This is a genomic window from Enterobacter sp. E14S, assembly GCF_055666685.1.
In genome coordinates, this window is sequence record NZ_JBVODQ010000010.1 from 40,463 (window position 1) to 61,412 (window position 20,950).

At 55.0% G+C, this 20,950-nt stretch carries 19 protein-coding genes, 1 pseudogene and 1 riboswitch; of the genes and pseudogenes, 11 read left to right on the top strand and 9 right to left on the bottom strand.

The genetic code is table 11. The features are described 5' to 3' along the window. Window positions 1-2 precede the first annotated feature (2 nt). The 5 genes from mraZ to leuO all read right to left on the bottom strand — a co-directional run bounded on the left by mraZ (window position 3) and on the right by leuO (window position 5,806). Complete coding sequence (mraZ, locus tag ACZ6J2_RS17740) at window positions 3-461, bottom strand: division/cell wall cluster transcriptional repressor MraZ (RefSeq protein ID WP_021240528.1); 459 nt, start codon at window positions 459-461, stop codon at window positions 3-5. A 599-nt stretch (window positions 462-1,060) separates the two neighbouring features. After that, complete coding sequence (gene cra, locus ACZ6J2_RS17745; RefSeq protein ID WP_008501993.1) at window positions 1,061-2,068, bottom strand: catabolite repressor/activator; 1,008 nt, start codon at window positions 2,066-2,068, stop codon at window positions 1,061-1,063. A 178-nt stretch (window positions 2,069-2,246) separates the two neighbouring features. Beyond that, window positions 2,247-2,738, bottom strand: coding sequence for an acetolactate synthase small subunit (ilvN, locus tag ACZ6J2_RS17750; RefSeq protein WP_023334498.1), 492 nt, complete (start codon window positions 2,736-2,738; stop codon window positions 2,247-2,249). A gap of 1 nt (window position 2,739) precedes the next feature. Continuing rightward, complete coding sequence (gene ilvI / locus ACZ6J2_RS17755; protein ID WP_033144626.1) at window positions 2,740-4,464, bottom strand: acetolactate synthase 3 large subunit; 1,725 nt, start codon at window positions 4,462-4,464, stop codon at window positions 2,740-2,742. A gap of 379 nt (window positions 4,465-4,843) precedes the next feature. Further along, window positions 4,844-5,806 (bottom strand): transcriptional regulator LeuO, encoded by a 963-nt coding sequence (leuO, locus tag ACZ6J2_RS17760; protein WP_045888154.1) that lies wholly within the window; start codon window positions 5,804-5,806, stop codon window positions 4,844-4,846. A 588-nt stretch (window positions 5,807-6,394) separates the two neighbouring features. On the opposite strand from leuO, the gene leuL reads away from it, so the two are divergent. From leuL to ACZ6J2_RS17795, 7 genes and pseudogenes are all read left to right on the top strand, one after another. Then, a complete protein-coding gene (gene leuL / locus ACZ6J2_RS17765) occupies window positions 6,395-6,481 on the top strand; it encodes a leu operon leader peptide (protein ID WP_071786497.1) in 87 nt (28 codons plus the stop codon). A gap of 91 nt (window positions 6,482-6,572) precedes the next feature. Further along, window positions 6,573-8,144, top strand: coding sequence for a 2-isopropylmalate synthase (gene leuA / locus ACZ6J2_RS17770; RefSeq protein WP_029741222.1), 1,572 nt, complete (start codon window positions 6,573-6,575; stop codon window positions 8,142-8,144). Continuing rightward, window positions 8,144-9,235 carry a 3-isopropylmalate dehydrogenase gene (gene leuB, locus ACZ6J2_RS17775; RefSeq protein WP_471726347.1) on the top strand — a complete coding sequence of 364 codons (1,092 nt, stop codon included), beginning with the start codon at window positions 8,144-8,146 and terminating at the stop codon, window positions 9,233-9,235. Before leuA ends, leuB begins: the two co-directional genes overlap by 1 nt. A 2-nt stretch (window positions 9,236-9,237) precedes the next feature. Continuing rightward, entirely contained in the window at window positions 9,238-10,638 is a 1,401-nt protein-coding gene (gene leuC / locus ACZ6J2_RS17780) for a 3-isopropylmalate dehydratase large subunit (RefSeq protein ID WP_471726348.1), read from the top strand. A gap of 10 nt (window positions 10,639-10,648) precedes the next feature. Then, a complete protein-coding gene (leuD, locus tag ACZ6J2_RS17785; RefSeq protein WP_039260825.1) occupies window positions 10,649-11,254 on the top strand; it encodes a 3-isopropylmalate dehydratase small subunit in 606 nt (201 codons plus the stop codon). A gap of 163 nt (window positions 11,255-11,417) precedes the next feature. Further along, entirely contained in the window at window positions 11,418-12,308 is an 891-nt protein-coding gene (locus ACZ6J2_RS17790; protein WP_471726349.1) for a cation diffusion facilitator family transporter, read from the top strand. Between the two features lie 50 nt (window positions 12,309-12,358). Beyond that, window positions 12,359-12,495: pseudogene (locus tag ACZ6J2_RS17795) on the top strand (cytochrome b/b6 domain-containing protein); the annotation flags it as partial. Window positions 12,496-12,543: 48 nt separating this feature from the next. On the opposite strand, the gene ACZ6J2_RS17800 reads toward ACZ6J2_RS17795, so the two are convergent. Together ACZ6J2_RS17800 and sgrT are read right to left on the bottom strand one after the other, a co-directional pair. Then, complete coding sequence (locus ACZ6J2_RS17800; RefSeq protein WP_471726350.1) at window positions 12,544-13,722, bottom strand: sugar efflux transporter; 1,179 nt, start codon at window positions 13,720-13,722, stop codon at window positions 12,544-12,546. Between the two features lie 119 nt (window positions 13,723-13,841). Next, complete coding sequence (gene sgrT, locus ACZ6J2_RS17805) at window positions 13,842-13,994, bottom strand: glucose uptake inhibitor SgrT (RefSeq protein ID WP_023334488.1); 153 nt, start codon at window positions 13,992-13,994, stop codon at window positions 13,842-13,844. Between the two features lie 88 nt (window positions 13,995-14,082). Between sgrT and sgrR the strand changes: the two genes are divergently transcribed. The 4 genes from sgrR (at window position 14,083) to thiQ (ending at window position 19,161) form a co-directional block, all read left to right on the top strand. Further along, window positions 14,083-15,738, top strand: a complete 1,656-nt coding sequence (gene sgrR, locus ACZ6J2_RS17810; protein WP_224979375.1) for an HTH-type transcriptional regulator SgrR — start codon at window positions 14,083-14,085, stop codon at window positions 15,736-15,738. Window positions 15,739-15,774: 36 nt separating this feature from the next. Further along, a riboswitch (TPP riboswitch) is annotated at window positions 15,775-15,875 on the top strand. 31 nt (window positions 15,876-15,906) lie between these two features. Beyond that, window positions 15,907-16,890, top strand: coding sequence for a thiamine ABC transporter substrate binding subunit (gene thiB / locus ACZ6J2_RS17815; protein ID WP_471726351.1), 984 nt, complete (start codon window positions 15,907-15,909; stop codon window positions 16,888-16,890). Beyond that, a complete protein-coding gene (thiP, locus tag ACZ6J2_RS17820; RefSeq protein ID WP_471726352.1) occupies window positions 16,866-18,476 on the top strand; it encodes a thiamine/thiamine pyrophosphate ABC transporter permease ThiP in 1,611 nt (536 codons plus the stop codon). The genes thiB and thiP overlap by 25 nt, the downstream gene beginning before the upstream one ends. Next, window positions 18,460-19,161, top strand: coding sequence for a thiamine ABC transporter ATP-binding protein ThiQ (gene thiQ / locus ACZ6J2_RS17825; RefSeq protein ID WP_471726353.1), 702 nt, complete (start codon window positions 18,460-18,462; stop codon window positions 19,159-19,161). Before thiP ends, thiQ begins: the two co-directional genes overlap by 17 nt. Before the next feature lie 44 nt (window positions 19,162-19,205). On the opposite strand, the gene ACZ6J2_RS17830 is transcribed toward thiQ, so the two are convergent. Both ACZ6J2_RS17830 and araC read right to left on the bottom strand, forming a co-directional pair. Then, on the bottom strand, window positions 19,206-19,973 hold the full coding sequence (locus ACZ6J2_RS17830) for a DedA family protein (RefSeq protein WP_023334483.1): 768 nt from the start codon (window positions 19,971-19,973) through the stop codon (window positions 19,206-19,208). Between the two features lie 128 nt (window positions 19,974-20,101). Then, the gene (gene araC / locus ACZ6J2_RS17835) at window positions 20,102-20,947 is read right to left on the bottom strand and encodes an arabinose operon transcriptional regulator AraC (RefSeq protein WP_023310373.1); all 846 of its coding nucleotides are present in this window, start codon (window positions 20,945-20,947) and stop codon (window positions 20,102-20,104) included. Window positions 20,948-20,950: the final 3 nt, after the last annotated feature.

Consider the following 20,950-nt stretch of genomic DNA (forward strand, 5'->3'; position numbering starts at 1 on the left):
ATTTATAGAGACAAGTCCTGCAGCCGTTCCGATAATGTCGCGGAATCAGACTGCTCAGCGTCGATATCTTCCTTGACCTGTTGATACCAGGTCGTTTCATCCCACAGTTCAAACTTGTTGAACTGCCCGACCAGCATCACTTCTTTGGTCAGACCGGCATGTTGCCGCAACACAGGGGCAATCAGTAACCGCCCTGCGTTATCCATCTGACATTCACTGGCATGTCCCAATAACAGCCGCTGCACGCGGCGTTCTTGCGGGTTCATGCTCGACAGTCGCGACAGCTTTTGCTCAATAATTTCCCATTCAGGCAAGGGGTAAAGCAGCAGGCAGGGGGAGTTAATGTCAATGGTGCAAACCATTTGACCCGCAGCGTTCTCAATCAGCTGGTCGCGGTATCGGGTTGGTACCGATAAACGCCCTTTGCTGTCGAGATTGACTAACGTTGCTCCACGGAACATGCCAGTCTCACCCCTCCTCACCACTTTAACCCACAAATTCCCACCTAAAGGAGTTTACGGAGCGAGGGAAAAGCTTGTCAAGCCAGGACTCTCCCTATAAGGACCCGAAAGCCCTCTATTTACAGAGATAAACAGTCCTGGTTAATAACTGCACAACTGGCGAGGCAAAATTAACGTTATGAATATTTGTAAGAAAAAAACCGAATATGCACACTAGCGTTAAAGCTCACTCAATATCATCGCAGATAAATATAAAATGTCAGTTTGCGACGCGGGCAGCATTTTATGACAGATTCTCAGGGGATAACAGCGCCAGATTCATCCAGGTGCCCGGTAAGCGCGGAGGTTGCCACGTAAGCTGGAGCAGTAAGAGGAAAAACGTCTGAATATTCATCGACCGAAGAGGGTTTGTAACAAAATTATACAAAGATAGCTGTTTAAAATCGCCCGGATGTTCTTTAAAAGGACAATTTAAATGCCAGAATGAATTAAAAAAATAGGCGATTACGATCCCGCAAGAATTATCCTAATTTCTCTCCGGGAATTATCTGCACGAATAATCACAGCAAAATGGGGCAGATTTCTCCGCCCCGGTCATTTCATTTTTGGCGGCTTAAAATTCCGCGATGGTAGAGATTACGTTTGATACGCGTCAGACCCGGCTTCGGTTTGCGCGGCTCATCCAGGCTTGCCAGCACAATCTCAAGCACGCGTTCAGCCACATCGCGGTGACGCTGTGCTACCGCCAGCACCGGGCACTGCAGGAAGTCGAGCAGCTCATTATCCCCGAACGTGGCAATTGCCAGGTCGGAGGGCAGTTTACCTTCACGACGTAAGGTCACATCCATGACACCCTGCAACAGCGCAAATGACGTGGTGAACAGCGCCTGAGGCATCGGATGCGTTTCCAGCCATTTCTCAAACAGCTGCGCTGCGGCTTCACGTTCGTAGCTGTTGGCATAGAGGTAGTGAACCTCGCGCGGATCGTCTTTCCAGGCGGTTCTGAATCCCTGCTCGCGCAGGAAGCTCACGGAAAGCTCGGGCAACGCGCCAAGATACAGCACCGTTTCAGCGGGGAACGTTCTCAGCTCTGCGGCCAGCATTTCTGCATCATCCTGATCCGCACCCACGACGCTGGTGAAATGCTCGCGATCGAGCGCGCGATCCAGCGCAACGATTGGGAATGGGTCGTTCGCCCAGCGCTGGTAGAACGGATGCTCTGGCGGCAAGGAGGTCGACACGATGATGGCATCCACCTGGCGCTGGAGCAGATGCTCAATGCAACGCATTTCGTTGTCGGGCTGGTCTTCCGAGCAGGCAATCAGCAATTGATAGCCGCGCTGGCGCGCCTGACGTTCAAGATAGTTGGCGATACGGGTATAGCTGGTGTTTTCCAGGTCAGGGATCACCAGACCAATAGAGCGGGTACGCCCGGCACGCAGACCGGCTGCGACAGCATTCGGATGGTAGTTATGCTCACGAACCACCGCCATAACTTTTTCAACGGTCTTGTCGCTGACACGGTACTGCTTTGCTTTACCGTTAATCACATAGCTGGCCGTTGTTCGTGACACGCCGGCTAGCCGGGCGATTTCATCCAGTTTCACAATTGCCCCTTAAAAAAAGAAAAGAGTCCATGGCCCTGTCAAGGTTATGGTTAAATCTTTTAACATCTAAACGCAGAAAAGACTTCGCGGCAACCGCTTTTATCTGCGTTGTCGGCTGATTACGCAAAAAAAGCCCGGCTTTGGTGACCGGGCAGAAAGAGGCGAACCTTTTTGACAACTAACGCATGATTTTCTCGCCGCGTGACAGACCTACGACACCCGATCTCGCCACCTCGACAATTTTTGCGACGTCCCGCACGGACGCGAGGAAAGCATCCAGCTTGTCGCTTGTCCCGGCCAGCTGCACCGTATAAAGAGAAGGCGTGACGTCGATAATTTGTCCGCGGAAAATATCCGCATTGCGTTTGACTTCATCACGCCCGTAGCCACTGGCCTGGATTTTCACCAGCATGACCTCACGTTCAACGTAGGCCCCCTGCCCCAGCTCGCTCACGCGCAGTACGTCGACCAGCTTATGCAGCTGTTTTTCAATTTGCTCAAGCACTTTGGCATCGCCGACGGTTTGGATCGTCATGCGCGACAGCGTCGGGTCTTCCGTCGGGGCAACAGTCAGGCTTTCAATGTTATAGCCGCGCTGCGCAAAAAGGCCAATGACGCGCGACAGTGCGCCAGACTCGTTTTCCAGTAAAACAGATAATATCCGGCGCATATCAGGTTCTCTCCGTTTTGCTTAACCACATTTCATCCATACCACCACCACGAATATGCATCGGATAAACGTGCTCGGTCCCATCAACAATCACATCCATAAAGACGAGGCGGTTGTTTTTAACGTGCTCAAGCGCTTGCGCGAGCTTCGTCTCCAGCTCAGCCGGATCGGTCACCCGCATGCCTACATGACCATAAGCTTCAGCAAGACGAACAAAATCCGGCAGCGATTTCATGTATGACTGAGAGTGGCGGCCAGAGTAGATCATATCCTGCCACTGCTTCACCATACCGAGATACCCGTTATTCAGGTTCAGCACCAGTACCGGCAGTTCATATTGCAGCGCGGTAGACAGCTCCTGAATGTTCATCTGAATACTGCCGTCCCCCGTCACGCAGACGACGGTTTCATTCGGCAGCGCCAGCTTCACGCCCAGCGCGGCAGGCAGTCCAAAGCCCATGGTTCCTAAACCACCGGAGTTGATCCAATGTCGCGGTTTATCAAACGGGTAATACAGGGCGGCAAACATCTGATGCTGCCCCACGTCTGAGGTCACGTACGCCTCACCTTTCGTCAGTCGCCACACCGCTTCAATGACCGCCTGCGGCTTAATGTTTTCACTTTGCGTGTCATATTTCAGGCACTGACGCGCGCGCCACTGTTCAATCTGCTGCCACCAGTCGCGGATCTCATCCAGCGGCTGGGTTGCACTCTCCTGGGTCAGCAGGTCCAGCATTTGCTCCAGAACCTGACGGGCATCGCCGACGATCGGCACATCAGCCGACACCGTTTTTGAAATTGACGTTGGATCGATATCAATGTGCAGCACGGTGGCGTTCGGACAATACTTCGCCAGGTTGTTGGTGGTGCGATCGTCAAAGCGCACGCCGACGGCAAAGATCACATCGGAATGATGCATTGTCATGTTGGCTTCATAGGTACCGTGCATACCCAGCATCCCCAGCGCCTGACGATGGGTGGCAGGGAACGCCCCCAGCCCCATCAGCGACGACGCAACGGGAAGGTTAAGCTTTTCAATCAGTTCACGAAGCTGGGCTTCACAGGCAGAGTTGATCGCCCCGCCACCGACATAGACCACCGGTTTTTTGGCGGCCAGAAGCGTTTGCAACGCTCGCTTGATCTGACCTTTATGCCCCTGCGTTGTTGGGTTATAAGAGCGCATGCTGACCGATTCCGGCCAGACATAAGGCAGCTTGTTTGCCGGGTTGAGAATATCTTTAGGCAGATCGACCACCACCGGTCCCGGACGTCCGCTCGCCGCCAGCCAGAAGGCTTTTTTCAGTACGCCGGGAATGTCTTCTGTTTGCTTGACCAGAAAGCTGTGCTTCACAACGGGACGCGAAATCCCAACCATGTCGCACTCCTGAAACGCATCGTAGCCAATCAGTGAGGTTGCCACCTGCCCGGAGAGGATCACCAGCGGGATAGAGTCCATATAGGCCGTCGCAATCCCGGTAATGGCGTTTGTCGCGCCGGGGCCAGACGTGACTAACACCACGCCCACTTCACCCGTCGCACGTGCCAGGCCGTCAGCCATGTGTACCGCCGCCTGCTCGTGACGTACCAGAACATGGTCAATGCCCCCAACCGTATGCAGCGCATCATAAATATCGAGAACCGCACCGCCAGGGTAGCCGAACACTTGTTTTACGCCCTGATCGATCAGCGATCGAACGACCATTTCCGCGCCAGACAACATCTCCATGCTTTGCCTCCAGGCATTTTGTTATAGACGGACTGCCGAATTCATTTCCGCACCGTCTTACGATTGGGATGAACCAATCTTATATTTTGCAGAGTGTTCTTTACCTTAACCGCTCGTTATGAGGCAGGCAATTAGCAAACCCGGGGAGATAAACGGTGCGTAAAGCAGAAAAAGCAGCCGTTCACAGAAGATATGGTTAATTCCTCTGGGAATAGAGAATGAGGTGATAAATCATCGCTGAAAAGCGCGACAATGCAGGAAATCATCTATTTTTGCGTGCCGTAGAGCAGCCAAAAAAAATCATCACAGAACAAAATAGCAGTTATCTAAAAAAACTCAGGATAAATCACATAAAACAATGCGATTTATCCTGATGCGTTTACCGGCGACAGATGCCAACCAGCAACTCTTCCATCCACTGATGTCCTTTATCCCGGCCCGCTGCTTCATGCCAGGAAAGATAACAGGTACGGCTATTTAGCTTGAGCGGCAGAGGCAAAATTTGCAGATTTAAAGGATCAGAAAACTCTTCTGCCAGCCAGCGCGGCGCAATTGCCACCAGCTGTGTCTGGGAAACCACGTTTAATACGCTGACCATGGCCATGCCCTGATAAGCCACGCTCGCCTGTTTATCCGCAGTGTCATACCACGGCAGGCTAAAGGAAGCATATCTGTCGAGCGCAACAACGGCGTGTTGTTCGTTATAAACATCGTTTTCTCGCAGCGGAGAATTCAGGCGCGGGTGTTTTTTACTGGCGACCAAAACCATTTCATCTTTAAACAGCGGCACGCAGGAAAATTCCGGACGACGGAACTCTTCATACCCCAGAACGAATTCTATCTCCTGATAGCGTAACTGATGTTCTGTGTTTTGATTCAGGGATGATTTAAAAACAAGATTGATATTTGGTGCGATCTCTTCAACTTTATTATAGATAATCGACGTTAAATAATTATCTAAAGGGCTACAGACACAAAGATGGAACACGCGCTCGCTGCTTAAGGGTTCAAAGCCCGATCCCGGCAGCTCATTTTGGACCAGCTGCAACGCCTGACGAATGGAGCCAAACAGCTGGAATGCGCGCGCCGTAGGCTGGATCCCCCTCCCGTAGCGAACAAATAATTCGTCGTTAAACATAAGCTTAAGCCTGGCAACGGCATTACTCACGGCAGGTTGTGACATCCCCAAGGTTTGGGCAGCGCGGGTGATATTCTGTTCCTGCATGACAGCATCAAACACCGTCAGAAGATTCAGATCCACCGTGCGTAACTGCGGTTTAATCCCATCAGTAGCTTGAGGTTGTTTAATATTATTTTCTGGCACTTCTGACTCCACTGTCACGCTACACCCCTTTGCCAACGTACGGTAATAATCCTGAAAAATATCATTTATCATGCAAATACGATCAGCGAAAGAGAATTATTTAAAATTCGGAATAAATAAAGACTTTATATTAACGAAAATTAATGAGCAAAACTGATATGTTTGACTTTAGGATTTAAATGAAACCATAAATCAAACCAATATACAATTGCCGTCAGGTTAATGATGACTTAAGCATTATTAAACTGTTATTACCATCGCCCTACAGTTAGTTAACAACCTGTTATCTCTGTTCGCTTTTCAGCGTTTCGAAATAGATTCACTGCATTTATAACTTTATGATATCAAAACCCTTTAAGCACCAGGCATCCTCTTCAAAACATTTCACTCATTTTTAAACATTTATATTTATTGGTATCTGCAACTCTTTTCTCAAGTCCAAAATTAGACAATTAATCGGGTCAAAAAAGCTAAAACCAGCACAATTAGCTAAAGTGAATACCCTGTTGATTCCGTCTGTCGGGCCCGTTTTCATCCTCAGGGGTTGACATGAACAACCGTATCCAGTACCACTAAAAGCATATTGAATTTAACGGAGCACGATTCATGACACGCACCATTCGTTTCACCGGTCTACTACTACTAAACGCATCCACTGTGCGCGGTAGACTGGCGGGCGAAATTCAGCGTTGAATCGTCACCAGTAAGACTAAAAACCCGCGCCACTGCGCGGGTTTTTTTATGCTCGTAGCAAGGCGCCCTAAGACTGACAAGGACCTAACCCATGAGCCAGCAAGTCATTATTTTCGATACAACTTTACGTGACGGTGAACAGGCATTACAGGCAAGCCTGAGTGTAAAAGAGAAACTGCAGATAGCGCTGGCTCTCGAACGTATGGGTGTTGACGTGATGGAGGTCGGTTTCCCTGTCTCTTCCCCAGGTGATTTCGAATCCGTACAGACCATTGCGCGCACCATTAAAAACAGCCGCGTCTGTGCCCTGGCGCGCTGCGTAGAGAAAGACATCGACGTCGCCGCCGAGTCGCTGAAGGTCGCCGAAGCGTTCCGTATCCACACCTTTATTGCTACCTCGCCTATGCACATCGCAACCAAGCTGCGCAGCACGCTGGATGAGGTGATTGAGCGCGCGGTCTACATGGTTAAGCGCGCACGCAACTATACCGATGACGTTGAGTTCTCCTGTGAAGATGCGGGCCGTACGCCAATCGAAGACCTTGCGCGCGTTGTGGAAGCCGCCATCAACGCGGGCGCGAAAACCATCAACATCCCGGACACCGTCGGCTACACCATGCCGTTTGAGTTCTCCAACATCATCACCGGCCTGTATGACCGTGTGCCGAATATTGATAAAGCAATTATCTCCGTCCACACCCATGATGATTTGGGTCTGGCCGTAGGCAATGCCATCGCCGCCGTCCACGCTGGCGCGCGTCAGGTAGAAGGCGCGATGAACGGTATCGGCGAACGCGCGGGCAACTGTTCGCTGGAAGAAGTGATCATGGCGATCAAAGTGCGCAAAGACATCATGGACGTGCACACCCGCATCAATCACAACGAAATCTGGCGCACCAGCCAGACCGTCAGTCAGATTTGCAACATGCCCATTCCGGCTAACAAAGCGATTGTCGGTACCGGTGCCTTCGCGCACTCCTCCGGTATTCACCAGGATGGCGTCCTGAAGAATCGTGAAAACTACGAAATCATGACCCCGGAATCCATCGGCCTGAATCAGGTGCAGCTGAACCTGACCTCCCGTTCTGGTCGCGCAGCGGTTAAACATCGTATGGAAGAGATGGGTTATAAGGACAGCGATTACAACATGGATCAGCTGTACGACGCGTTCCTGAAACTGGCCGACAAGAAAGGTCAGGTGTTCGACTATGACCTGGAAGCGCTGGCCTTTATTAACAAGCAGCAGGAAGAGCCGGAGCACTTCCGTCTGGATTACTTCAACGTGCAGTCCGGCTCCAGCGACATCGCCACCGCCTCGGTCAAACTGGCCTGCGGCGATGAAATTAAAGCAGAGGCCGCTAACGGTAACGGCCCTGTCGATGCCATCTACCAGGCGATTAATCGCGTCACCGAGTACGACGTTGAGCTGGTGAAATATGACCTGACGGCCAAGGGCCACGGCAAAGATGCACTGGGTCAGGTCGACATAGTTGTTACCCACAATGGCCGCCGCTTCCATGGCGTGGGCCTGGCGACCGATATCGTTGAATCCTCCGCGAAAGCGATGGTGCACGTTCTGAACAACATCTGGCGCGCCGCCGAAGTCGAAAAAGAGTTGCAACGCAAAGCTCAGAATAAAGAGAACAACAAGGAAACCGTGTAATGTCGAAGAATTACCATATTGCTGTGTTGCCGGGCGACGGTATTGGTCCGGAAGTGATGGCACAGGCGCTGAAAGTACTGGAAGCCGTTCGCGCGCGTTTTGCGATGAAAATCACCACCAGCCACTACGACGTGGGCGGTATTGCGATTGATAACCACGGTACGCCGCTGCCGAAAGCGACCGTGGAAGGCTGCGAAAATGCCGATGCCGTGCTGTTTGGTTCCGTCGGTGGCCCGAAATGGGAACACCTGCCGCCGGCAGAGCAGCCAGAGCGCGGCGCGCTGCTGCCGCTGCGTAAACATTTCAAGCTGTTCAGCAACCTGCGTCCGGCGAAGCTGTATCAGGGTCTGGAAGAGTTCTGCCCGCTGCGCGCGGATATCGCCGCCAGCGGCTTCGACATTCTTTGCGTGCGTGAACTGACCGGCGGGATCTATTTCGGTCAACCAAAAGGACGCGAAGGCAGCGGACAACACGAGAAAGCGTTCGACACCGAGGTGTATCACCGTTTCGAAATCGAACGTATCGCCCACATCGCGTTCGAGTCGGCGCGCAAACGCCGCCATAAAGTGACCTCCATTGATAAAGCGAACGTGCTGCAGTCTTCCATTTTGTGGCGCGAGATCGTCAGTGAAGTTGCTAAGCAGTATCCGGACGTCGCGCTGTCGCACATGTACATCGACAACGCGACCATGCAGCTGATTAAAGATCCGTCCCAGTTTGACGTGCTGCTGTGCTCCAATCTGTTCGGTGATATTCTCTCTGACGAGTGCGCGATGATCACCGGCTCCATGGGCATGCTGCCCTCCGCAAGCCTGAATGAAGAAGGCTTTGGTCTGTACGAGCCTGCGGGCGGCTCCGCGCCGGATATTGCCGGTAAAAATATTGCTAACCCGATTGCGCAAATCCTCTCCCTGTCCCTGCTGCTGCGCTACAGCCTGGATGCAGGCGAGGCGGCAACCGCAATTGAAAACGCCATTAACCGGGCGTTAGAAGAAGGCGTCCGTACCGGCGATTTAGCACGCGGCACGGCGGCAGTCAGTACCGATGAAATGGGCGACATCATTGCCCGCTATGTCGCTGAAGGGGTGTAATCATGGCTAAGACGTTATATGAAAAGTTGTTTGATGCGCACGTTGTTTACGAGGCACCGAACGAAACCCCGCTGCTGTACATTGACCGTCATCTGGTACACGAAGTGACCTCTCCTCAGGCATTTGACGGCCTGCGCGCGCACAAGCGTCCGGTACGTCAGCCGGGTAAAACCTTCGCGACGATGGATCACAACGTTTCCACCCAGACCAAAGACATCAATGCCTCGGGTGAGATGGCGCGTATCCAGATGCAGGAGCTGATTAAGAACTGCAATGAATTTGGCGTTGAGCTGTACGACCTGAACCATCCGTATCAGGGCATCGTCCACGTGATGGGACCAGAGCAAGGGATCACCCTGCCGGGCATGACCATCGTTTGCGGTGACTCCCATACCGCGACCCACGGCGCGTTTGGCGCTCTGGCGTTCGGGATTGGCACTTCCGAGGTGGAACATGTGCTGGCAACGCAGACCCTGAAACAGGGCCGCGCCAAAACCATGAAGATTGAAGTGAAGGGTAAAGCCGCACCGGGTATTACCGCAAAAGACATCGTGCTGGCCATCATCGGTAAAACCGGCAGCGCAGGCGGCACCGGTCACGTTGTTGAGTTCTGCGGGGAAGCCATCCAGGCGCTGAGCATGGAGGGACGCATGACCCTGTGCAATATGGCGATTGAGATGGGCGCAAAAGCCGGTCTGGTCGCGCCGGACGAAACCACCTTCAACTACGTGAAGGGTCGTCTGCACGCGCCGAAAGGTCAGAATTTTGACGACGCGGTAGCGTACTGGAAAACTCTGAAAACCGACGATGGCGCAGCCTTTGACACCGTCGTCACGCTGCAGGCAGAAGAGATTGCGCCTCAGGTGACCTGGGGCACCAATCCGGGCCAGGTAATTTCCGTTAACGACAATATCCCGGACCCGGCATCCTTTACCGATCCGGTCGAGCGCGCCAGTGCGGAAAAAGCGCTGGCCTACATGGGCCTGAAGCCCGGCGTGCCGTTGACCGAGGTCGCCATTGATAAAGTCTTTATCGGTTCCTGCACCAACTCCCGTATCGAAGATTTGCGTGCCGCAGCCGAGATTGCCAAAGGCCGCAAAGTGGCGCCAGGCGTTCAGGCGCTGGTGGTACCAGGCTCCGGCCCGGTGAAAGCCCAGGCGGAAGCCGAAGGTCTGGATAAGATCTTTATCGAAGCGGGCTTCGAGTGGCGTCTGCCCGGCTGCTCCATGTGTCTGGCCATGAACAACGATCGCCTGAATCCGGGCGAGCGCTGCGCCTCCACCAGCAACCGTAACTTTGAAGGCCGTCAGGGCCGCGGTGGGCGCACCCATCTGGTCAGCCCGGCAATGGCCGCCGCTGCGGCAGTCACCGGCCATTTCGCCGATATTCGCAGCCTGAAATAAGGAGACAATCATGGCAGAGAAATTTACCCAACATACGGGCCGGGTTGTCCCTCTGGACGCCGCTAACGTCGATACTGACGCTATTATTCCTAAACAGTTTCTGCAGAAAGTGACGCGTACCGGTTTTGGGGCACATCTGTTTAACGACTGGCGTTTCCTGGACGATAAGGGCGAAGTGCCTAATCCGGAATTCGTTCTGAACTTCCCGGAATACAAAGGCGCCTCCATTTTGCTGGCACGCGAAAACTTTGGCTGCGGCTCATCCCGTGAACACGCGCCGTGGGCGCTCACCGACTACGGTTTTAAAGTGGTCATTGCCCCAAGCTTCGCGGATATTTTTTACGGTAACAGCTTCAACAACCAGCTGTTGCCCGTCACGCTGAGCGATGAACAGGTCGATGAGTTGTTCGCGCTGGTTAAGGCGAATCCGGGCATTTCATTTGAAGTGGATCTGGAAGCAGAAGTGGTGAAAGCCGGGGATAAGACCTACAGCTTCAGCATTGATGCGTTCCGCCGTCACTGCATGCTGAACGGTCTGGACAGCATCGGTTTAACTCTCCAGCACGACGCGGCGATTGCCGCTTACGAAAACAAACAACCTGCATTTATGAAATAATCCTCCGGCCTGCAGTCCACTCTGCAGGCCGCGTTTTATCCCGATACCCACCCTTCTTCTGTAAATACTGCCCAAACCCAGCCAATAATGACGTTATATTTAATGTCAATTTAATGTTCCCTGCGCAAAATAATCGCTCAATCAGCTGGTAGCGGAAATAATCATGGAAAAGAAAAATGGCATTGAGTCTCATATCCGTTCTCGGGAAATACATAAATGCACATTAGTAAGCGTGATAATAAATAGTTTACTCACCGCCTTTCAGATACTTGCAGGAATATTTTCCGGCTCACAAGGTTTAATTGCTGATGGGATTCATTCTCTTTCCGATTTATCCTCCGACTTTGTCGTTCTGATTGCGAATAAAAAGAGTCAGAAAGCCTCTGATATCGATCATCATTATGGTCATCTGCGTTTCGAAAACGGTGCAAAGCTCATTATTGGCGCTATTCTGCTGCTTGTGGGGGTCGGGATGCTCTGGTCCGCAGGCAATAAACTGCTTCACCCCGAGACGCATCAGCTGGTGAAAGGGGCCGCGTTGTGGGTGGCGATTCTGGCGCTGGTAGTAAAGGAAAGCCTGTTCAGATACATGTTTGCCACGGGAAAACGTATTCAGTCCTCGCTGCTGATAGCCAATGCCTGGCATGCCCGTTCTGACGCAGCGTCGTCAGTGGTTGTCGCCATCGGTATTGCCGGGAATTTAGTGGGCTTTCACGCGATGGACCTCATTGCGGCCCTGATTGTCGGAGTATTCATCGCCCATATGGGTTACACATTCTCTGCCGATGCCCTGCACGATCTGATGGACCGTTCGCTTGAACCCGAGCTGGAGCACGACATCAAAACGTGTCTTCTCGCAACCGAGGGCGTCACCGGACTCCATGATTTAAAAACCCGCAAGATGGGCGATTTAGCCCTTGTCGATGTTCATCTGGAAGTAAACGCCGAATTAAGCGTAAAAGAAGGGCATCAGATTGCTGTGAATGCCAGAAATAACGTGATGCAAAAATTCAATGTGCTGAACGTGATGACGCATATTGATCCTGCCCACTAACCGGAACGCATAAATACAGTGTGACGCAACCGACCGTTAAGGTTTCGTCCGTCACGGAATCCGTCTTAGATTTGCATAAATTCCTGACGGTCTTTATTAAGACATATTTCTGGGCACACGGCTTCATGGCCTCGTTCATATGTTCCTGACGCTACGCGCGCAGCGTAAATATCAGTATTCAGAATAAAACGGTTCGCAGAGCCCGGCCTTCCCGGGCTCCGTTTCGTTCATCCGATCACACGTCTTTTACGCGGCAGGTCAGCAGGAGCGTCACGACGGATAGCGCCGCAATCATCCAGTAGACAGACGCATGCCCGTAGCTTTGCGCCAGCGCCCCCTGAATCACGCCCGCCAGAATCACCCCGGTTGAAATGCTGTTGGTAAAAAGCGTGGTCGCCGAGCCGGCACGACCGGGCATGAGATCCTGAAACCAGAGCATGCCGATCCCGGCAACAATCCCAATAAACACGGCGTTAAACAGCTGCAGCGCCAGCAACGCTTCCCGCGAATGGAAAAGGATCAGCCCCGCGTAGAACAGCACCCCGGCCGCCACGGCGACAATCATCATCCTGCGCTTTCCAAAGCGCTTAACGTAGTAACCCGCCAGAATCATTGCCGGGATTTCCAGCCCGGCGGCAGTTCCCATTAAGATCCCCGCGAGCTTGTCCGGCAGGCCCAGATCGCTGCTGATCCACAGCGGCATATCGATGATGTACATGGTGTTGCAGGTCCACATCAGCGTGGAGGCAATAAACAGCATGCGGACGTTTTTGTCCTGCCAGCCGCTCACCTCGGTGACAGGTTTATCCGTCGTCTGTTCGACGCGCGCCACGGACGGCAGCGCGAAGGCAATCAGCGCCAGGCTGATGACAAAAATCCCGGCGGCGATGGAAAACATGGTGGTAAAGCCGTAGTTCAACGCCAGCATGAAGGCCAGCGGCGGGCCAATGACCCACGCCAGCGAAAGCTGGGCGCGCATCACCGAGCTGAACATCACCACTTCCCGCGCCGAGTTATCCGCATATTCACGGGCCAGCGCGAACAGCTGCGGCATGGCGGTGTTCGCCAGCGACGCCAGCAGCACGCCGCAGCTAATGAGCGTCAGATAATGACGGTTGAAGGCAAAGAGCAGCGCGTTGCCCACGGCCATGGCGCAGCAAAAGAGGATCAGCCTGCGGCGATCGCCCTGGCTATCCGATCGTTTCGCCAGCGCGAGGCTGACCAGGATCCCGGCAATGGCGTTAACGGTGTAAAACAGGCCAACCCAAAACGGCTGCGCCCCCACCTCACGGCTGAGAAACAGGCTCAGCGTCGGCGCCTGCAGCGCCCCCGCCACGCCCATCATAAAGGCCACCAGCATAAAAGCGGCATACACGCCGTTCAGGCGTCGCCCCATCGTCATCAACCAGAGCATGCGCAAGTCCTTGTGAAAGCGAATCGAAATTGGGTGAATAGTAAACGAAAAAAGCCAGCAAAAACATTTTGCTGGCGGGTGATAAGCACCAATACTCAGTCACACATGATCGAGGCGAGTTAGCGGGAAGAGGTCGGTGTTGTAACGTCCCACTGCATCAATTCTTCTAACGTTTTCAGCCGTTGCTCTGCACACCGGCGGGCCAGCCAGGACGATCCCTTTGTCGCTGAAAAGTACTGCTGATAGAACTGACGTGCGGTAGACCTCTTCATAATTTACCTCCTCGCTTCATCGGGGAGAATTATTGGCCTAATATAGGGATAAATAAATTGCTGGTTTTTTGTCAGGAGTTCCCCTTTTATGCCTTCCGGTCGTCTGCAACAACAGTTTATCCGCCTCTGGCAGTGCTGCGAGGGGCAATCGCAGGAGACTACGCTCAACGAGCTGGCTGACCTGCTTAGCTGCTCCCGCCGCCATATGCGCACGCTGCTCAACACCATGCAGCAGCAGGGCTGGTTAAGCTGGGAAGCGGAGGCGGGACGCGGCAAACGTTCGCGGCTGACCTTCCTCTATACCGGGCTGGCGCTGCAGCAGCAGCGCGCGGAAGATCTGCTCGAGCAGGACCGCATCGATCAGCTGGTCCAGCTGGTGGGCGACAAAGCCGCCGTGCGCCAGATGCTGGTTTCCCATCTCGGGCGCAGCTTTCGTCAGGGCCGCCACATTCTGCGAGTGCTCTACTACCGTCCGATGAAAAATCTGTTGCCCGGCACGGCCTTACGCCGCTCAGAAACCCACATGGCCCGGCAAATCTTCAGCGGCCTGACGCGGATAAATGAGGAAAACGGGGAACTGGAGGCGGATATCGCGCACCACTGGCAGCAGCTTTCCCCGCGCCACTGGCGCTTCTTTTTACGCCCCGGCATCCACTTTCACCACGGCCGCGAGCTGGAAATGCACGACGTCATCGCCTCCCTGGAACGTGCCCGCAGGCTACCGCTCTACTCGCATATCTCCCGCGTCCACTCGCCCACGGCCTGGACGCTGGATATTGAGCTGTCGCAACAGGATAAGTGGCTTCCCTGGCTGCTGGGCTACGTGCCGTCGATGATTTTGCCCGGCGAGTGGGAATCAATGAACAATTTTGCCAGCCTGCCGATTGGCACCGGGCCCTACTCCGTGTCCCGCAATAACAGCAATCAGCTGAAAATCCGCGCGTTCGACGACTACTTTGGCTATCGGGCGCTGATCGACGAAGTGAACGTCTGGGTATTGCCGGATCTCAATGAAGATCTGAGCTGCGGGCTGACGCTGGAAGGCCCCACCACGGGAGAAAAAGCCGTGGAGAGTCGCCTCGAGGAAGGGTGTTACTATCTCCTGTTTGACCGCCGCACCCACCGTGGGGCAAACCAGGCCGTCCGCAAGTGGGTTAGCCACGTTTTGTCCCCTTCCAATCTGATTTACCATGCGGAAGAGCAGTACCAGACATACTGGTTCCCGGCGTACGGCCTGCTTCCGCGCTGGCACCACGCCCGCCCGGTGCACTGCGACAAACCCGCAGGGCTGGAGTCCATCACCCTGACCTACTACCGCGAGCACGTGGAGCATCGTTTTATCGCCAGAATCATGACCCGGCTGCTGGCAGCCGAGGGGGTCAGGTTAGAGGTCAGGGAAGTGGACTATGACGAATGGCATCAGGGGGAGATCGCCAGTGATATCTGGCTCAACAGCGCCAACTTTACCCTGCCGCTCGATTTTTCCCTTTTCTCGCATTTGTATGAAGTCCCGCTGATCCAGCACTGCATCGACCGTGACTGGCAGCAGGATGCCGCCCTGTGGCGCGCGGGCGAAATGAATCTTGCAGCGTGGTGCCAGCAACTTCTGGCCGAGCAGGCGATCGTACCCTTGATCCACCACTGGCTGATGATCCAGGGCCAGCGCAGCATGCGCGGCCTGCGGATGAACACTCTGGGCTGGTTTGATTTTAAATCCGCCTGGTTTGCGCCGCCGGAGCCATAACGCTTTCGTAATATTCACCAAATCATTACAATAGCGCCGTTCTCAACGGGGTGCTGCATCACAGATGTGCGCTGAGATAATACCCGTCGAACCTGATCCGGATAACGCCGGCGAAGGGATTTGAGGCTGTCTCTCAAAATCCTTTGCCACTCAACTTTGAGGTGCAAAGTGTTAAAAAAAGTTCTCCCCCTGCTGGCGCTGTTTGCGCTGCCTGCTTTTGCGAAGCCCGTCCTGACGGTCTACACCTATGACTCCTTTTCTGCCGACTGGGGCCCTGGCCCGGTGGTTAAAAAAGCCTTTGAAGCGGACTGTAACTGCGAGCTGAAGTTCGTGGCGCTGGAAGATGGCGTGTCGCTGCTCAACCGTCTGCGCATGGAAGGGAAAAACAGCAAGGCCGACGTGGTGCTCGGGCTGGATAACAACCTGCTGGAAGCCGCCTCGCAAACCAAACTGTTTACCAAAAGCGGCGTAGCGGCAGATGCCGTTAACGTGCCGGGCGGCTGGAAAAACGACACCTTTGTGCCGTTCGACTACGGCTACTTTGCTTTTGTTTACGACAAAAATAAGCTGAAAAACCCGCCGAAGAGCCTGAAAGAGCTGGTCGAAAGTGACCAGAAATGGCGCGTGATTTATGAAGATCCGCGCACCAGTACGCCAGGCCTGGGTCTGCTGCTGTGGATGCAAAAGGTCTACGGGGATAAAGCGCCGGAGGCGTGGCAGAAACTGGCCGCCAAAACCGTCACCGTGACCAAGGGCTGGAGCGAAGCCTATGGCCTGTTCCTGAAAGGCGAAAGCGACCTTGTGCTGAGCTACACCACCTCTCCGGCCTATCACATTATCGCCGAGAAGAAAGATAACTATGCTGCCGCTAATTTTGCTGAAGGGCACTATCTGCAGGTGGAAGTCGCCGCGCGTACCGCCGCCAGCAAACAGCCGGAGCTGGCCGAGAAGTTCCTGAAATTTATGGTTTCACCGGGGTTCCAGAATGCCATCCCGGCTGGTAACTGGATGTATCCGGTCACTAACGTTGCGCTGCCCGCAGGTTTCGAGCAGTTGACTAAACCAAACACCTCGCTGGAGTTTACGCCGCAGCAGGTCGCCGCGCAGCGTGCAGCATGGGTAAGTGAATGGCAACGCGCCGTCAGCCGTTGATTCCCGGCTGGTTACTTCCCGGGCTGCTCGCCGCCACAGTGATGGTGGCTGTCAGCCTGGGGGCTTTTCTTGCACTGTGGTTCAACGCGCCAGAGAGCGACCTGCTCGCCCTCTGGCACGACAGCTACCTCTGGCACGTTATCCGGTTCTCCTTCTGGCAGGCGTCTCTCTCTGCCCTGCTGTCGGTGCTCCCGGCTATTCTTCTTGCGCGCGCCCTGTATCGGCGCCGTTTTCCCGGCAGGCTGGCACTGCTGCGCCTGTGCGCCATGACGCTGATCCTGCCCGTGCTGGTGGCGGTATTTGGGATCCTCAGCGTTTACGGTCGCCAGGGCTGGCTGGCTTCGCTGTTCGGCCAGCTTGGTCTGGAATGGTCATTCTCTCCTTACGGACTGCAGGGCATTCTGCTCGCACACGTGTTTTTCAATATGCCGATGGCAACGCGCCTCTTCTTGCAGGCGCTGGAAAACATTCCCGGCGAACAGCGTCAGATTGCCGCCCAGCTCGGCATGCGCGGCGTGTCGTTCTTCCGCTTTGTCGAATGGCCGTGGCTGCGCCGCCAGATCCCGCCCGTCGCGGCGTTAATCTTTATGCTCTGCTTTGCCAGCTTTGCCACCGTGCTGTCGCTCGGCGGCGGGCCGCAGGCCACCACCATTGAGCTGGCGATTTACCAGGCGCTGAGTTACGACTACGATCCCGGTCGCGCCGCGCTGCTGGCGATGGTGCAGATGGCGTGCTGCCTTGTGCTGGTGCTGCTGAGCCAGCGGCTGAGTAAAGCCATTCCCGCTGGCAGTAATCAAATAACCGGCTGGCGCGACCCGCAGGACAGCCTGCACAGCCGCGTTACCGATTTTATCCTGATCGCGCTGGCGCTCCTGCTTCTGCTGCCACCGCTGATGGCCGTTATCGTTGACGGACTGAACCTCAATCTCATCGCCGTCCTGCAACAGCCCGTCCTCTGGCAGGCGACCTGGACCTCGCTGCGTATCGCGCTGGCGGCAGGGTTACTGTGCGTCATGCTGACCATGATGCTGCTGTGGAGCAGCCGCGAACTCTATGCGCGGCAGGCCCGTAAGGCCGGGCAAATGCTGGAGCTGACGGGCATGCTGATTCTGGCGATGCCGGGCATCGTGCTGGCGACGGGCTTCTTTTTACTGTTCAACAGCACCATCGGCCTGCCGGAAAGGGCTGATGGCATTGTGATTTTCACCAACGCCCTGATGGCCATTCCTTACGCGCTCAAAGTGCTGGAAAACCCGATGCGCGACGTCAACAGCCGCTACGGTTTACTGTGCCAGTCGCTGGGTATGCAGGGCTGGCAGCGGCTGAGGGTGGTGGAACTGCGCGCGCTAAAACGCCCGCTGGCGCAGGCGCTGGCGTTTGCCTGCGTGTTGTCGATTGGGGATTTTGGCGTGGTGGCTCTCTTTGGCAATGACGATTTCCGCACGCTGCCATACTGGCTCTATCAGCAAATCGGCTCTTATCGCAGTCAGGACGGCGCGGTCACCGCGCTGTTACTGCTGCTGCTGTGCTTTGCCTTATTTACCGTTATCGAAAAACTTCCGGGGCGTGATGTTAAAACTGACTGATGTAACCTGGCTTTACCAGCATCTGCCGATGCGCTTCACGCTCTCCGCGCGCCAGGGGGAGATGATCGCCGTGCTTGGCCCAAGCGGCGCGGGAAAAAGCACGCTGCTTAATCTGATTGCGGGTTTTCTGCAGCCGGCAAGCGGCGCGATCGTCATTGACAATCACGATCATACCCACGCGCCGCCCTCAAAACGTCCGGTCTCAATGCTGTTTCAGGAAAACAACCTGTTTACCCACCTGACGGTGCGGCAAAACATCGCGCTGGGAATGCATCCGGGACTCAGGCTGAACGATGCCCAGCGCCAGAAGCTGGAGATCATTGCCGCCCAGATGGGGATCAACGAGTTCATCGACAGGCTGCCGGGCGAGCTTTCCGGCGGCCAGCGTCAGCGCGTGGCGCTGGCGCGATGTCTGGTCCGCGAGCAGCCGATCCTGCTGCTGGATGAGCCGTTCTCGGCGCTCGATCCCGCGCTGCGCCAGGAGATTCTGGCGCTGGTGCAGGACGTCTGTCAGCGCCAGCAGCTGACGATGCTGATGGTTTCACACAGTATTGAGGATGCTGCCCGCATCGCCCCGCGATCGGTAGTGATTGCCGAAGGGCGTATTTTGTGGGATGGAAAAACAGAAGAACTGCTGAGCGGTAAGGCGGGGGCGTCTTCACTGTTGGGCATTCGTGCGGTCTGATGCCCTCACCCTGACCCTCTCCCACAGGGAGAGGGAAATCGTCGTTAACGGCTCACCACTTTTAATAAAATCTCGCCGTACACCGGCATCAGCGGGTGACGAATCAGCGCAACCAGGGCTACCACAGCCACGCCAAGCGTCAGCGGGGCCAGCCACAAAAGGCGAGAGCGCGGAAGATAGCGCGTCAGGCGATCGACGCTGGCTTTCGCGCTGCGCCATAGCCGCCAGCAGAGCCAGGCCGCCAGCCACAGCAGCACAGCCGTGCCCAGCAGCAGCCACTTAAACTCGCCGCTTTGCATACCGTCAGGAATATCGATGGCAGCGCCCGCGAGGATCCCCGGCAGGAAGTAGAACGGCGGCCAGAAGACGCAGCCGATAATGTTCGGCACCACGAATTTCGCGACGGGCAGATCCAGCATCCCCGCCACCATCGGCACCAGCGGACGCGTTGGCCCGACAAAGCGGCCGACAAGAATGGTAAACATGCTGTGCTGATGCAGCGCATGCTCGGTTTTATCCAGCAGGGCTTTGTTCTTTTTCATGAACGACCAGCGGTGCAGCGGCTTCTTAAAGCGCCAGCCCAGCCAGAAGGAGATCCAGTCGCCGAGCAGGCAGCCGATAATCCCGGCCAGCCACGCCTGCCAGAAATTAACCTCGCCGCTGCCAATCAGCGCCCCAAGCCCTGCCATCATCACGGTGCCGGGCAGGATCAGCCCAACCAGCGCCAGCGATTCCAGAAACGCCACCAGCGCCACGGCGATGAGCGAGTACATAACGGACTGGGTAATAAAGTGTTCCAGCAATGCCTGCATAACTATTCCGGTCAGAAAACGAATCAGCGATTCTGCTTAGCGCCCCGCACCGCGTCAAGGCAACAATTGTCTGAATAGTTTACAGGTTGCTTTCTGCATTCACCTGTTTGTTTATCTTTTTTTACCGTTTATTCACATCCTGCGCGGAATTCGCTCGGGCTGGCGCCGGTGCATTTTTTAAATACCCGGGAGAAATAGAGCTGATCCTCAAAGCCCACGTTTCGTCCGACGGTGGCAATCGGCATCCGGGTGGTGCTAAGCAGCAGCTTTGCCTGGCTGATGCGCTGATCCTCACGCCAGCTCAGAACGCTGACGCCCAGCTGCTGGCGGAACAGATGCGACAGACGCGACGGCGACAGGCAGACGTGCTGAGCAACGCTGGCGATATCAAACTGGCTATCGGCCAGGTGGTCGCTGATGTACTGGCAGGCGTCGCGCACGCGGTTGTCCAGCGGGGGGTTAAGCGATTCGTTAATCGCCTCCATCCGTCGCAGCAGCAGCTGTTCAAGCAGGTTAATCGCCAGCAGTTCGGCGTAGCGACCACCGGCCTGTCCCGCCTCGATAATCTGCGCAAAAAGCTCGCGAAACTGCGCCAGATGAACCTCATCCGGGCGATAAAAACCGGTGTGCGCAAAAATAGCCGGCCACGAAAGCCACTCCTGCCAGTAGGCGCGCGGACGGAAATAGACCCACTGGTGATACCACTCTTTGGCATCCGGATGACGGCCATAGTGGTGGATCTCCCCCGGCGGGAACAACAGGATATCGCCGGGGCGGCAGACAAACTGCTGGTCGCCGTTCTTGATGATCCCTTCTCCTCGCACGGTCAGATTGAGGATATACCCTTTCATGCCGAGCGGTCGGTCGACGTAAAAGTCGAGGTATCCCTCAGCCTCGATAGGGGTCAGTCCCGCCACAAGGTGCGCGTTAAACGAGTATCCCGGCAGCAGGGGATCGTTTTGCGTTTCGGCCATAGA